At 68.4% G+C, this 13,099-nt stretch carries 16 protein-coding genes and 3 pseudogenes; 7 read left to right on the forward strand and 12 right to left on the reverse strand.

What is annotated here, in order from left to right:
• Positions 1–185: 185 nt before the first annotated feature.
• The 5 genes from ACFVXK_RS15260 to ACFVXK_RS15280 form a co-directional block, all read right to left on the reverse strand.
• Positions 186–656 (reverse strand): nuclear transport factor 2 family protein, encoded by a 471-nt coding sequence (locus tag ACFVXK_RS15260; RefSeq protein ID WP_389611991.1) that lies wholly within the window; start codon positions 654–656, stop codon positions 186–188.
• Between the two features lie 33 nt (positions 657–689).
• A complete protein-coding gene (locus tag ACFVXK_RS15265) occupies positions 690–1,076 on the reverse strand; it encodes a DUF6207 family protein (protein WP_389611992.1) in 387 nt (128 codons plus the stop codon).
• 484 nt (positions 1,077–1,560) lie between these two features.
• On the reverse strand, positions 1,561–1,953 hold the full coding sequence (locus ACFVXK_RS15270; RefSeq protein WP_389611993.1) for a hypothetical protein: 393 nt from the start codon (positions 1,951–1,953) through the stop codon (positions 1,561–1,563).
• Positions 1,954–1,962: 9 nt separating this feature from the next.
• Complete coding sequence (locus tag ACFVXK_RS15275; protein ID WP_389612007.1) at positions 1,963–2,028, reverse strand: hypothetical protein; 66 nt, start codon at positions 2,026–2,028, stop codon at positions 1,963–1,965.
• A 321-nt stretch (positions 2,029–2,349) separates the two neighbouring features.
• Positions 2,350–3,375: an alpha/beta hydrolase gene (locus tag ACFVXK_RS15280; protein WP_389611994.1), complete on the reverse strand. Its 1,026-nt coding sequence runs from the start codon at positions 3,373–3,375 to the stop codon at positions 2,350–2,352.
• A 60-nt stretch (positions 3,376–3,435) separates the two neighbouring features.
• Between ACFVXK_RS15280 and ACFVXK_RS15285 the strand changes: the two genes are divergently transcribed.
• The 5 genes from ACFVXK_RS15285 to ACFVXK_RS15305 all read left to right on the forward strand — a co-directional run bounded on the left by ACFVXK_RS15285 (position 3,436) and on the right by ACFVXK_RS15305 (position 7,058).
• On the forward strand, positions 3,436–3,783 hold the full coding sequence (locus tag ACFVXK_RS15285; protein ID WP_389611995.1) for a hypothetical protein: 348 nt from the start codon (positions 3,436–3,438) through the stop codon (positions 3,781–3,783).
• A gap of 353 nt (positions 3,784–4,136) precedes the next feature.
• A complete protein-coding gene (locus ACFVXK_RS15290) occupies positions 4,137–4,646 on the forward strand; it encodes a hypothetical protein (protein ID WP_389611996.1) in 510 nt (169 codons plus the stop codon).
• Positions 4,647–5,005: 359 nt separating this feature from the next.
• Complete coding sequence (locus ACFVXK_RS15295) at positions 5,006–5,383, forward strand: hypothetical protein (protein WP_389611997.1); 378 nt, start codon at positions 5,006–5,008, stop codon at positions 5,381–5,383.
• A gap of 146 nt (positions 5,384–5,529) precedes the next feature.
• Positions 5,530–6,384 carry a hypothetical protein gene (locus ACFVXK_RS15300; RefSeq protein ID WP_389611998.1) on the forward strand — a complete coding sequence of 285 codons (855 nt, stop codon included), beginning with the start codon at positions 5,530–5,532 and terminating at the stop codon, positions 6,382–6,384.
• Between the two features lie 206 nt (positions 6,385–6,590).
• A complete protein-coding gene (locus ACFVXK_RS15305) occupies positions 6,591–7,058 on the forward strand; it encodes a hypothetical protein (RefSeq protein WP_389611999.1) in 468 nt (155 codons plus the stop codon).
• Between the two features lie 35 nt (positions 7,059–7,093).
• Here ACFVXK_RS15305 and ACFVXK_RS15310 read toward each other — a convergent pair.
• The 3 genes and pseudogenes from ACFVXK_RS15310 to ACFVXK_RS15320 form a co-directional block, all read right to left on the reverse strand.
• A pseudogene (locus ACFVXK_RS15310) lies at positions 7,094–7,248 on the reverse strand (AAA family ATPase); the annotation flags it as partial.
• Between the two features lie 352 nt (positions 7,249–7,600).
• Positions 7,601–7,795 (reverse strand): hypothetical protein, encoded by a 195-nt coding sequence (locus ACFVXK_RS15315; protein WP_389612000.1) that lies wholly within the window; start codon positions 7,793–7,795, stop codon positions 7,601–7,603.
• 701 nt (positions 7,796–8,496) lie between these two features.
• A pseudogene (locus ACFVXK_RS15320) lies at positions 8,497–8,643 on the reverse strand (DUF6354 family protein); the annotation flags it as partial.
• Between the two features lie 134 nt (positions 8,644–8,777).
• Here ACFVXK_RS15320 and ACFVXK_RS15325 point away from each other — a divergent pair.
• Positions 8,778–9,119, forward strand: coding sequence for a hypothetical protein (locus tag ACFVXK_RS15325; protein ID WP_389612001.1), 342 nt, complete (start codon positions 8,778–8,780; stop codon positions 9,117–9,119).
• Between the two features lie 44 nt (positions 9,120–9,163).
• On the opposite strand, the gene ACFVXK_RS15330 is transcribed toward ACFVXK_RS15325, so the two are convergent.
• The 3 genes from ACFVXK_RS15330 to ACFVXK_RS15340 form a co-directional block, all read right to left on the reverse strand.
• Positions 9,164–9,331, reverse strand: a complete 168-nt coding sequence (locus tag ACFVXK_RS15330) for a hypothetical protein (RefSeq protein ID WP_162684425.1) — start codon at positions 9,329–9,331, stop codon at positions 9,164–9,166.
• Positions 9,332–9,484: 153 nt separating this feature from the next.
• On the reverse strand, positions 9,485–10,291 hold the full coding sequence (gene istB, locus ACFVXK_RS15335) for an IS21-like element helper ATPase IstB (protein ID WP_389612002.1): 807 nt from the start codon (positions 10,289–10,291) through the stop codon (positions 9,485–9,487).
• Positions 10,284–11,060, reverse strand: a complete 777-nt coding sequence (locus tag ACFVXK_RS15340; protein ID WP_389612008.1) for a transposase — start codon at positions 11,058–11,060, stop codon at positions 10,284–10,286. The genes istB and ACFVXK_RS15340 overlap by 8 nt, the downstream gene beginning before the upstream one ends.
• 101 nt (positions 11,061–11,161) lie before the next feature.
• Between ACFVXK_RS15340 and ACFVXK_RS15345 the strand changes: the two genes are divergently transcribed.
• Positions 11,162–11,623 (forward strand): hypothetical protein, encoded by a 462-nt coding sequence (locus tag ACFVXK_RS15345; RefSeq protein WP_389612003.1) that lies wholly within the window; start codon positions 11,162–11,164, stop codon positions 11,621–11,623.
• A gap of 11 nt (positions 11,624–11,634) precedes the next feature.
• Here ACFVXK_RS15345 and ACFVXK_RS15350 read toward each other — a convergent pair.
• Positions 11,635–13,010 (reverse strand): annotated as a pseudogene (locus ACFVXK_RS15350) (ISL3 family transposase); the annotation flags it as partial.
• Between the last annotated feature and the right edge of the window lie 89 nt (positions 13,011–13,099).

Consider the following 13,099-nt stretch of genomic DNA (forward strand, 5'->3'; position numbering starts at 1 on the left):
TCTTGGTAACTCCGCCGATGTGGAACCTGTGGTCGAGGCCGGCCCCCGGGGACGCAGCCGCCCAGGTGCTCCTGCGGTCCTTCGACCCGCAGGAGCACCGCCCGCGTACGAACACCACGCCGGGGCCGCAACCGCGTCCCTGCGACCTTCCGGGCGTAGGCCGGTCCGGCCCGGCCGGCCGGAGGCTAGGCCGCTGCGGCTGTGGTCGGCAGTTGTGGGCGAGGGCCCTGGGTCCATGCCACCCGGAGGGCTGAGGCTGAAATCCGCCAGCCTTCGGCCGTCTTGACCAGCTCGGTGTCGGCGTGACCGGCCGAGATGAAGACGCTGCCCGAGCCGTCCGCCAGTACGTGGGTGCTCAACTGGGCACCCTTGGCCTTGGCCCGAGCACCGTCGATCTCGATGACGGCGTTGCTGCCCAGGTGCACCGTTCGTTCGAACAGCGCCATCGCCCGTCGGACGTCTGCCAGCAAGGCGTCGCGGCCATGAACGGTACCGATGGGCATTTCCGCCGTGACGTCTTCGGTGTGGAAGGCGCGAGCCCACTCTTCGTCGAAGACGCCGACGTCCAGGGAACGCAGGTAGCGGTCCATCAGGTCGGTGATCTCGGCGCGGTCGGTCAAGGCCTGCAACTGCTGCTGTATCTGTTCGGTGTTCATGGAGGAAGACTGCTCCCTCAAGCACACTTGAGGTCAAGATCCTTTCCCGTGAGCACGACCAGTGATCACGACCGGAGCGGCGTGTGGATCGATGCCCTGCAGCCCTCGACCGACCAGCGAGCCCCCGGCCCCCGCCGCCGAGCGATCCGCAACGCGGGCCGAAGCCCCCGTGAACCCCGAACCTGGGCGCCGAGAGGCCCCACCCCCGTTGTGTTCTTCGCGGTCCTGCAATGGGGCCGCTGGCTTCCGGGCCCGGACGCCGGGATCGTCGGGATGCCGCCGCACCGGGCCGATGCCTGATGTGGCCCAGTGATCTTCCAGTGCGGCCACGACGGCTCGCACGGGGGTCTTGTCCCTGCCGGTGGTGTCCAGGACCACCAGGCCGGGCTCCGCGATGTGCTGCGCGTCGATCGGTTTCATGAGCCCTGCGCCGGCGGTGGGACCGGACCGGCTCGCCGGCGGCCCCGGGTACACCCGCACGAGGGAACCGGTTAAGGCCGCGGGCCTGGCCCGGTCGGCAAGCCGTGTCGGGGCGCGCCCCCCGTCGCGGCCCCGGTGGCCAGGGCCGCACCCTGTACCTCCGAACGTACTCCGCGGCCGATGACACCGGGGCAGGCTGTCCGCGGGCGGCCGTGATCTGCTGCCCCACGCGTTCGCGCGCGGCCTGGCACCAGTGGGGAGCGACGGGAACAGGCTGGGCGCATGTCGCGAAGCTGATCGTCTACCCGCCCGCCGAGCAGGGCCGGCGCCGGGTGCGCTGCGCCGGCGTCGCCATCGGGGCCGCGCACCGACCGGCCGGCATCAGGGATTTCCTCGTGACCGCCGGGCTGGAGAACGCCGAGGACGTGGACCTCACCGACCCCGACTTCGTGGAGTGCCGAGGCGTCGGCCCGGGAGGCGCGCCTCATCGCATCACGGTCGTAGTTCTGCACCGTGATCTGGCGCAGGCCCTGGACGCGGGGACCGGAGGTACGGCCGGCTCTCGGACCGGTCGGCCGTAGCTCCGTCCCCCGTCCTCATCGACCAGTTCATCGAGCAGGTGCGGGGCAGTGCCGGCGACCTCTTCCAGGGCGGCGCGGACCGCCGCGGTGGTCAGCTCCAGAGGGGTCAGGTCGCGGACCGCGGCCTGGATGTGGGTGGAATCGGTGCGCTGGGTGGTGCGCTCACGCACCAGGCCGGCCTCCTTGAGGCGGGCCAGGGCGAGGCCGAGGAGGCGGTCGGCACGGTCCCCTTCGGTAAGGCGGTCGCGGAAGTCGGCCGGCACGCTGTGGTGGAAGCCGGGGTCGTCCAGCTCCATGGCCATCGCCTACGTGAAATCGATACGGCAGCGGACCGCCTCGGCAGCATGCCGGTCCGACAGGCCGAGGAGCAACTGAAGCAGACAGACGCCAGCCAGCTGGGCAGGCGAGAGGCCCGGCTATCCGTCACGCGGGTACCGGTCGGCGACGTCCTCGTCGCGCCGCAGACCGTCCAGCCGGTCTCTCACCCACATCGCCGTGGTGCCGGCCGGGTTGCTCGCCTGCGCGATCCGCACGGCCAGAGAGGGGACTTGCTCACCGGCACGGGGGCGGAGCGACGACAGGCACCTCGACGACTGCATCGGTCACCGGAACAAACCGAGCATGCCCGTCGATCACGCCATCACACACCGAACAGCTCCAAGATCCCCGACAGAGTCAAGGTGGATGTCCGGCTATTCGACCGGCCCTTCCATGACCTTGCTGATGAACTCGATAGGGCCTTCACCCATGTTCGGCACGTAGGTCGTGGCGTTGTGCTTGCCGCCCGGGATGATTCTCAGACTGGTGTGGATCGGCCCCTTGTTGCCGTAGGTGGCGATGTATTTCTGCACGTTCGGCAGGGTGTCCTTGTTGTTCTCGCTGTCACCGACCTGGAAGGCGATGTAGACGTCCGGCGCGCCCTTCTTCTCGATGAGCGCCTTGGAGAGCAGGTTCGGGTTGTTCTCGTTCTTCTCCTGGTCGTGGCCCTTCCACAGCCCGGAGTCCGGGACGATGTCCGGGCCGGAGGCGATCGCGGCCTTGAACTTCTCCGGGTACTTCAGCACGGCCTTCAGGCTCGCGAAGCCGCCGGTGGAGGAGCCCATGAACGCCCAGCCGTCACGCGACTTGATCGTACGGAAGTTCTCCCGCATCAGGTCCGGGACGTCGTCGGTCAGCCAGGTGCCCATCTTGGGCTGGCCGGGGATGTCGCTACCGTCCCAGTACCGGCCCAACAGGGGGTCCTTGGGGTCATCGTCGTGGTTCTCGGGGTTGAGCACCGGCATCGCGAGGAGGAAGGGCTTGCTCTTGCCCTCGCTGTACCACTTGCTGATGCTGGCCTGGAGTTTGAGGTCGGTGCCCATCCAGTAGTTCCTGGGGAAACCGGCGCCGCCGGGCAGGGCGATCATGACCGGGAAGCCGCTCTTGGCGAACTTCGGGTCGTTGTACTCCTTCGGCGCCCAGACCCACACCTGCCCCTTGAAGCCCGACTTCTTACCCGTCAGCGTGGTGACCGCGAGGTGGGTACCGTCCGACAGGGTCGACTCGTTCTTGAACTCCGCCTGCGGGCCCGTGGGCATCAGCGCCTTGGAGTTCGGCGCCTGTTTGACCGTGCCGCCCCCGGGCGTCTGCCCGAAGGACACGGGGCTGCCCTTGTCGGTGAAGGGAGGTATGTCGAAGTGGTACATCACGAGCGAAGCGACGCCCGCGAGAGCCAGCACGGCGGCACCCGCGATCACCCAGCGGCGGACCCTGGACTTCCGCCGCGGGCGCTCACCGTCGTGCTCGTACGGCGGCTCGGTCCGGTCGTACCCCGACAGCTCGGGGGCGCGCTGCTGGTACACAGTGGCCTGGTCGTCGTACGCCTGCTGGTCGTAGCGCGGCTGGTCGTACTGCGGGCGGCCGGTCTCCTGCCGGCCGTAGGACTGCTGAGGTCCCTGCTGCTGCCCGTACGGGGGCTGCTGCCGGCCGTACGGCTGCGTCTGGTCCTGCGGGCGGCCCTGCTGCTGGCCCCGGGGCTGCTGTCCGTACTGCGGCTGGCCCTGCTGCTGCCCACCGTAGGGCGGCCGCGGATGCTGCGGATACTGTCCTTCCGGCTGGTATGGCGGCTGATGCTGATTGTCGGGTGAGTACGACATGTGTGGTTGCTCTCCGGCTGGTGTGCTGCCCCATGGGGGGACTGCCCCGTCGGGGGATAGATCGCTTCCGTTCGAAAGATGATCGAAAGCGCTCCGTGGTTCCGCAATTTCCCTTCTCTTGAGAGTGCGCAACGCGCGTAGGTGTCCGTTTCGGGGTTGGGTTTGAGTGAGGGCCGCTGGTCACCGGGGTGCGCCGCGGGGGACACCGGCCCACCGGAAGCCCCTACCCCACCCGTCTGCGCGGCGGCTCCAGGATGCGCGGGCCCTACTCCACCAGGCCGCTGAGCAGTGACCTGGACGAAACCTGTTCGACCGGCATGCGCCCTGAGGGCGATCATGGACGAGTGACGTCGACCGAAGCAGCAGCAATCGCTCTACAGGACCATGCCGCCCTCTGGAGCGCGGGGGAAATCAGTGCGAGCGAGGTCGTCAGTGCCGCCTGTGACGCGCTCGTCGCCGGACTCGACACCCCCGGCCTTCGCATCCTCGCCGCCTGCACCCGCGCCGAGGCGGACTACGACGTCCACGACCTGCTTCCCCCAGCGCTTGACGAACTTGGCCTCAACCTCCATCCAGCGGCCGGCGTGGCCGGCCAAGAGGCCGCCGCGCGAGCGCTCGCACGACGCATGCTCTCCGGCGAGATGAAACCTTGGGAGCTCACCTTTCGGATTCGTCAGCGCTACGGCCACGAGTTGCCCCTGACGCAGCGGCTTGCCGAGCTCGACGACGAGTACGCCCTCCTCGAGGACCGCGACAGAGACGTGGAACGGGTCGACGCCGAGGTCACGGCCGAAGCCCGCCGCCTCGCAGGCCACCCCCGCATTCCCACCGAACCGGCTGACATCCCCAGCTGATGCTTCGGTCTCTCAACCGGCGGGGCTCCTGGGGTTTGAGGGGCAGCGGAGCGGAATCCGGAGCCCGGTCGGCGGTCGGGCAGCTCGGCGGTGATCCCCTGGAAGGGCCGCCGTGGCGTGGTGCTGTCGTCGGGTCACCAGTGAGTGAGGTCCAAGTCATCGAGCTTGGTGGGTCGGCTCTGCCGCTGATCGGTGTACAACTCTTCCGGTCCCTGGCGCGATCGTGCGAATGTGCAGGTCAGGGCGATGAGTTGCTATGGTGCCCAGCGTTTGGCCCGTCAGTGTGACCGGGCCCTGCTGTACTCGTATAGATCGGGTTTCTTGTGAAGAAGTCGCTTTCCGCGCTGACCGTCGCGGGTATGACCGCCGTCTCCCTGGTCGCTCTGGCGCCCACCGCTTCCGCCTCCGGGTGCGTCTCGACCTGGCTGCGGAGCCCGGGAACGACGACGAACGGTGCCATGGTCGCGGTCAAGGCCGACTCGCCTTGCCACGACCTCAACGTGTCCTGGTCGCAGGCCGCCTACGCCCCCGACGCCAAGTACTCCGGGTACATGGGCATGTACCGCAAGTCGAGCTCGACGGGCTGGATAGGCGGGTCCAGGGGCTATGTCCAGATGGACAACGGCTACCACGACATCAACAACTCCTACTTCGCTCTGGTCACGGACCTGACCCCGGGCACCCAGTTCACCGTGATCAGCCGAACCCCCGGCGACCAGGTCACCATCGTTCACTGATCCCGCGCTGTGCCTGCCTGGCGGGAAACCCCGTCCGGCGGGCACGGCCCGCGAATCCGGTCCACCCTCGTCATCGGAGGTAGGCGGACATGCCCCGCCCCGCCCGGCACTCCCGCCGCCCCCGCTCCTTCGGCGCTCTTGGAGCGGTGCTCGTCGGCACGCTCCTGACCCTGTCGTCCGGCTGCTCGGCGCCAGCGACCAGCGCCCCCACCCGCCCTGACGCCTCCGCGGCCGCCATCGAGCCCGCCACGCCCGTTTCGTACGGCCTGCCGCAGGACGTCATTCCCATGGTGCTGCCCTCCGGCGGTGCGGACACCCGGCTCACCCAAGGCCTCGAAGGCTTCACCAGCCTGATCCGGTCGGAGACCGTACGGGCCTGCTTCACGTCGGCACACGCGCGGCTGCCGGATGCCCCTCCGGCCATGTTCGTGCGGCTGTACGAGATTCCGGACCTCGAGACCATCGCGCACAACGGCTTCGTCCCCGCCACGGTCCCCGGCCAGCAGCTCTCCGCTGCTGGTGGTGCGGCGCCGGACAACGCACTGGTGCAAGGCTGCGGCCAGAAGGGCGATACGGCGGCCGCCGAGCTCCAGTCCGTCTACGGTCCGTTGTTCTCCCGCTGGCTGAGCGTGCTCGCTCCACTCGAGACGGCGGACACCGTCGTGTCCGCACGCAAGACCTTCACGGGCTGCCTGGCGGACAAGGGCGTGCAGGCGAAGGACGAGAACGACTTCTTCAGCGGGGTCGACAAGAGGATGCAGGAGTTCGACGACCGCGACGCCATGAAGGCGGAGGACCGCCGGCTCGGAGCGATATACGCGATCTGCATGAAGCCCGTCGAGGCGGCGCGTGAACCACTGCGCGCGAAGGCGCGGGAGCAGTACGTTGCCGAGCACAAGGACGAGCTGGCGCAGATCCGCATCATCCTGCCCGACCGGATCGCCACCATGGAAAAGCGCTACGGGATCCGCTTCTCCGTCCCCACCCCTGCCGGGCGCTGACTGGTGGGCATTACACACTGAGACACGGCGGTACTGCCTCGGTGGCCCCAGGCGGCGCTCCGCCCAAGTCCCTGTGGTCTGCCGGAGTTCTGGGAACACCCAACGGACCCGTGTCGGGCATCGGGTCCAGGGTGTTGCGGCATCAGAACGTGCAATCGATAGCATCCCGTCGCGACGTTGTGGTGGCTCGACGAGGTGGGTAAACAATGAGCGAGGACGTGCTGTCGATCATTCCGAGTGATCCGTGGTGGCAGCCGGATCGCGATGCGGTTGATCACGTCATCGCGCTCGTCGAGGAGCTGGCCCCCGGAGTTGCCGACGGCGTGGACATGGAGATCGACGTGACGTGGCACCATGTGGTGACCGCTGTCGACTGCGGGGGCAACCTGGAGAGGATCGGTTGCCCCTTGTGCCGGGCAGCCATCGGCAAGGAGTGGTGGGGCGGCCTCCTTGAGGCCCGCTGCGAGGACGGGTTCAGCACGCTCGCGATCGAGGTCCCGTGCTGTGGCGGAACAACCACTCTGGATGTGCTGGATTACGACTGGCCGTGCGGATTCGCCCGCTTCGAGATAGCCGTCTGGAACCCCGAACGCCTTTGGTTCAGCGAGGACGAGCTGACGGCGCTGGCGGACCGCATGGGCCATCCGGTGAAGCAGATCCGGGCCCACATCTGAACCCCCGCCGCTCCGGCGGTCGCCTCTTGCTTGGCTCAGGCCCGGGTCATCGCCAGGCCATAGGAGTCGGTGCCGTCTCGATGATGTCGCCGCCGAAGGCGAGGCGGCCGACGATGGCCGCGCAGAGGCGAGGGGCGGTAAAAGTCTTGGTCCAGCCGGAGAACGACTCGTTGGAGGCCATGGCACCGCTGCTCCCGGCCAGGCGCTGCGCGGTTGCGCTCACGGACATCCCGATGGGGCAGTACATCCGCGGGCGGTGATGACCGGCGCCTCGCCGACCTCTTGCCTGCGGTTGCGCGCCGCGCTGAGTCCGCAGCCCGCCCACCGAGGCCTCGGTGGGCGGGCGTGCCGCCTCCTACACCGACCGCGACGTCTTGGACCGCCAGAACCCCGGCTGATCCAGCCCGTCCTGCTGTGTGGCCGCCCCAATGCCGGTGGCGGGCCTGCTCATGTGGTCGGGTGCCGGCCGGCGGTAGCGGCAGAGACCGCGGTTCGGCGGCCTCGGAGGCGAGGGGTCGGTGGTCGATCTGGTCGGTGTGCCGCTACCCGGCCGAGGCGTTCAGGGTTCGTCGGCGTTCGGTGCAGTGGTGGTCGGGCAGGGTTTCGAGGTTGGTGCAGCGGACGGTGGTGGCGCAGTCCGCGCACTGGACGAGTCCGATGCGTAGCCGCTGCCGGTGCCAGGGCTGTGCTTCCTCGGGCAGGTCTGTGCCGGTGGCCAGGGGTTCGGGGACTTCCACGAGGTGGCCGGAGCCCGCGTCGAGGGCTTCCTGGACGAGCGGGGGGAGGCCGTAGGCGTTGACGAGTCCCCGGCACAGGCTTGCATCGTGCCGGGCGGGATGTCGTCGCCGAAGGTGTGGTGACAGACGACGAAGGCGTTCTCCTCGGCGCGCGTGTCCGCGATGAACTGCGCGCGACGACCCTGGGGGAGTGGGATCGCTGTGGCGGCGGGGTTGAGGACGCGGGTGCTGCAGCGGTCCTGGGGATGCGGATCTCGCCGGTCGCCGGGTCGGCGACTCCCCCCTCGCACGCCGGGACCTGATGGTTGGCCTGCTCCATTACCGTTGCCCTGCGGTGAGGGCCGGGCTCCGGTGATGACGGCGGCGCCGACGTCCGCGGCGGGATCGTCTTCCGCACTGTCCTGTTGCCGCCGTGCTCGCCGCTGCGGCGGCCGCACCCGCCCTCGTTCGCACGCAGTCTGCCCCATCCGCAAGGCACCGGAAAGCAGGTATCGGCCGCTCCCCGGCGACAGCGAGCGGCGCGCCGCCTCGGTCCCGTACCCGGCCGCACACCGACGATCGTCAACCTGTTCCTCTCCTGCAGGGACCTTCCCGGCAGACCCACGGCCCTGTCCCGGCACGCCCGCAAGTCGGGTGCCACAGAGGCGCGCCGCTGTGCCTGCCCGCGGGTCGCGCATCGGGCGGTGCCCTTCTACGGGGGTGGTGTCGGGGTGGTGGATTTCCGCGATGGCTGCCAGGACGGCGAGGTAGCGGGGGTCGTCGTCGAGGGTGTCCTCTACGAGCTCGAAGGCGCGGGAGGTGAGACGGACCAGGCTGGCGTGAGTCGTCTTCCCGGCGGTGATGCGGATCTTGAATTTTCCTCAGACCCGCTCTTCACCTCAGTTGGTTCACGAAGTGAACCAACTGAGGACAGTGGTGAGCGAGGCTGAGTACGACTGGTTGCTCTTCGACCCGTGTCAGACCCGTGGGCGATGATCAGGGCATGCTGCAAGCGAGAGATGAACATGGTCGGCGGGTGGGGAACCCGAAGCCGTCAGCGTTGAGCCGGATGGTGGCGAACCTCGGCCGAGGCAACGCCTTCGTCATCGTCGAGCGCGTCGACGATGAGGCGGACGGCGATTGGTATGTCCAGGTATGGCTGAGGGACGACAACACCTACCAGCTTGAATTCCGCGACGGGACCGCGGCGGAGCACTATCAGACCCGGACGATCTCTCAGGAGAAGGTGATCGCCGCCTTGAGCGACTGGGCCGAAGGACGCCCGAAGTGGCGGGACGCTTTCATGTGGAACAACATCAGCGCCTTCTTCGCTGACGCAGACTGACCCCGCCGTCCAGAGGGCCGGCGGGGTCAGTGACCTGCGTCCGTTCAGCTGCGGCGCATCGGGATGACGTCCGGGTTCGCCATCGGGATGGTAGGTCGTGCTGCTTCGGGAGTGGCCAGCAGGGCGACGATGGTGACCGGCTTGTCGCAGTGCGGGCAGTTCCGGACGGCCGTGGGCGCGAGGGGTGTCGGGTCCGGTGATGCCGAGGTCATCGTTTCGACTTGAGCCGCATCGGCTGCTCGTCGCGTTCACGGCGTCGGCGTCGGCTTGCCTCTGCTTTGCAGCGGGGTGTGCAGTAGGTGTGCCGGGCCCCCGCACTGGGGTTGACCTGGAATGACGTCCAGCAGATGGGGCACTCCCGGAATTCAACCAGCACGTCCGGGCACCCCTTTGCGAAGGTTGTCGGAGTGGGACTGGGGAGAGCGGAGGCGGTAGGACGGTCCGTCGATGCCGACCACGGCGGCTCGGTGCAGGAGCCGGTCGAGCATCGCGGCGGCGACGGTGGCGTCGCCGAAGGCGCCCGCCCAGTCGGCGATACCGACGTTGGTCGTGAGGATCGTGCTCGGCTTCAGATACCTCTGGTTGATCACCTGGAAGAGAGCGGAGGCGCCGTCGCCCGGCAGCGGGAGGTAGCCGAGTTCGTCGATCACGAGCAGGCGGGGGCCGGCGAAGAACCGCATGATGCTTGACCAGCGGCCTTCGAGCGCGGCCTTGTGGCACTTGGCGGCGAGTTCGGCGGCGGTGGTGAAGTAGACGCGGTGGCCGGCGTCGACTGCGGAGCGGGCGAGAGCGACGGCGAGCATGGTCTTGCCGACGCCGGGCGGGCCGACCAGCAGGACGTTGGAGGCGTTGTCGAGGAACCGAAGGGTGGCCAGGTCGCGGATGAGCTTCTCGTCGACGCCGGGCTGGGCGGCGAAGTCGAAGTCGTTCAGGTTCCATGGTTCTGGCAGGCAGGCGAACCTGAGCCGGGAGGAGAGTTTGCGGGCCTCGGTCGCCTCGACTTCGATCTCGAGGAGTTTTTCCAGTGCGGTGGTGAGGGTCATCCGCTCGGCTCGGGCCTGGTCCAGAACGCGGGGCAGGGCTTCGGCGGCATCGTTGAGTTTCAGATAGGACAGGTGTCCTCGCAGCTGCTGGTAGCGGCGGGCCTCGCTCATCGGCATGGTGTCACTCACTCTCCCGCTCCTGGTCCTCGTGGGTGGGGGCCTGCCGCAGCCGGTCGGCGACGGCGGCGTAGTGGGACAGGTCGATCACGACCCGATTCGCGACGTCTGCTTCAGGTCGGCCGCGAAGCTTCTCGGCTTCCGCCTGGGCCGCGGCCGATGGAGGCCGGTGGACCTTGGTGCGGCAGGGCGCCTTGTCGGAGAACGCGGCAAGAACGGCTCGTTCGAGGGCGATGACGTGCCCGGCGTCGCGGACAGTCTGCCCGGCTCCGTCCGGTGCCCGGCGGTGGTGGGCGATGACCGCCCGTCCGGCGGTGACCACGTGCAGGTCGTCCTCGCCGAGACGGATCCGGACCATGACGTGGGCGCCGGGCAGGCCGGGCGGCACGGAGTAGTGATTGCCGGCGAAGGAGACCAGCCCTTGCGGACTCATGACGCGGGTCTGCTCCAGCTCGGCGGGGAACGGGCGGGTCGGTAGTTCCAGCAACGGCTCGGCCTCGGCCAGCGTGCCAACCGTGGTCGAAGCTCCGTCGAGCTTCCGTTTACGCAAGTCCATCTGCACGGCCAGTTTGTCGATGCCATTCTGACCTGCCTCGATACTGCTGCCGTCCGGGACGGTTCGCCACCAGCGTTGAGCCGCTGAGTGGTTGGCCTTCTCGACGACGCCCTTGCGGTTGCCCCGCCGCGGCGGGCAGATGTCGACGCCGGCTCCGTAGTACTTCGCGACGGCGGCGAACGTCGGCAGGATCCGTCCGGTCTGTGGGTGGCTGGCTTCGTTCACGTTCAATCGGCTCTGGCTCAGGTTTTGTGGTCGGTGACGCTGCGTGGTGATCGATGTTTGGGTTCGGCGGCCTTACGGGCCCGTTGTCAGCGGTGAGTGCCATGATCGGTTCCATGGGAGCTCTCTTTGGCTACTACGCCGCTGCTGATGATGAAGACGCCGTTCGGGCTGTGGTTCGTGAGGACGGACAACCGATGGGAACGGGGTACGACTCGTTTGTCGTGAAGGGCGTCGATCCGGTGGTTGAGCTGCTGCCAGCAGAGGTGCTCGTTACTGGGCGATCTGCCGATGACATCGAGGCTGATCCGCGGCATGGGCATTTGGTCGGAATGGTCGGTGGCGGCGAGGTTGTCAGCCTGTCCCTCACTGATTCATTTCGTGACTCGCTCACTCGTTTCGACCGGAAGCAGCTGGTCGAAGTGGCACGCGTTTGGTGCGCGTCGGGTGTCTGCAACGCTCAGTCGGACCCGAGTGGACCCACGGGCTTCCTGGAGGATCTCGCCGCTCTCGCAGAGAGGGCGGCCGCTCGCGGTCACCGGCTGTACTGCTGGATCAGCATGTAACGATGCGGGGCTCAGCCCGCAAGCAATACTCGCTTACGCAGCAGGTCGAAGCCGGCGCGTCCGTACATCTGGCGCTTGAGCATCTTCATCCGGTTTACATGGCCTTCGACGACGCCTGAGCTCCAGGGCAGTGTGAGGCCGGCGGTGACGGCGTCACGGTCGCGGTCGATTCCGTTGGCGAGGGTGTGGAGGCTGGGCAGGTCGTCTTGTCTGACCGCTTCGAGCCAGCCCGGCAGGTGCTGGCCTTGGCGTTCGGTAAGCATGGTCGCGAAGGAGTGGACGTGCCGGGTGAGCGCGTCGAGTTCGGGGCAGTCGGCCCGTACCTTCTTGAGTTGGATCTGTTCGGATTCGGTGAGGGATTCCGGGCGACGCAGGATCCACCCGGCGACGGTCCGAGGCGAAGGCGGCGGGCAGTCACCGGCCGTGGCGAGGTGCGCTTCTTACGTATGTAGGCGCGAGCGCGCTGGTAGCTGCCTTTGTAACCGAGCGGGGCGATCTCCTCCCAGAGCTTCCAGGCGTTGGTGTGGCCCTCGTTCCAGCGTTCGTCGAGGTAGGTCTTGTACTCGTCGACGACGGATGTCCGGTTCTGCCACTGGCCGGTGAACAGCTCCTCAGGCGCGGCGGCGTCGGCGAAGCGCTGGACGGTTCGCCAGGTCATGCCGAGCTGTCGTTGGACCGAACGGCGGCTGTGGCCGGCCTCCAGCAGGGCGTGGATGGTGGCGTGACGGGCCCGGGTCCGGTCGGCAAAGCGGTGGCCGGTCGGCCAGGGCGAGCTGACCGGCTTCTCCTCCGGACCGGGTTCGACCTCGTCCTTGGGCACTTCGGGGACGAGAACGTGCAGGCAGCGGCGGTGCTGGGCGACGCTTCGCTCTGCGGCTTCGCCGAGGTTGTGCCGGAGATGCCAGCGGTCGGCCACCTGGACGGCCTGGGGTGCTCCGGCGGTGGCGCCCTCGGCGAAGAACGAGGCCCGGTCGCGGCAGACGACCTCGATTCCGGGTTGTTGGGCCAGCCATGCGGCCAGGGTCGATGATTCCCGATCGGGCAGCAGGTCGACCGGGCGACGGGTCTCGACGTCCACGAGGACGGTGCCGTAGTCGCGGCCCTTGCGGGTGGCGTCCTCGTCGACGCCGACCACCCGCGGCGCCGGTACTTCCGGCTTGGGTAGCGCGTGGACGAGCCGCAGGACCGTGCTGCGGCTGACCGGTCCCCCGAGGGCGCAAGTGAGGCGGGCGCCAGCCCGGCCTGCGAGTGCGAGACCGACCGTGGCCAGCGTCGACCGCAGCCGTTCAGTGCGCTGACCGTGTCTGCGGGTCAGCCCTGGTATCTGTTCCACGAATGTGCGTCGCCCGCACGCGGCGTCCTGGCAGGTGAACCGCCGGACCCTTAGACCTCATCTCATTTGGGCTGACAGGTAGGCTGTCGGCTGTGGCGGGGATTGTTGAGCGGCTGGTGCCGGATGAGTTGTGGGTGCTGTTC

The sequence above is a fragment of the Streptomyces sp. NPDC058157 genome (assembly GCF_042884105.1).
Taxonomy (GTDB): domain Bacteria; phylum Actinomycetota; class Actinomycetes; order Streptomycetales; family Streptomycetaceae; genus Streptomyces.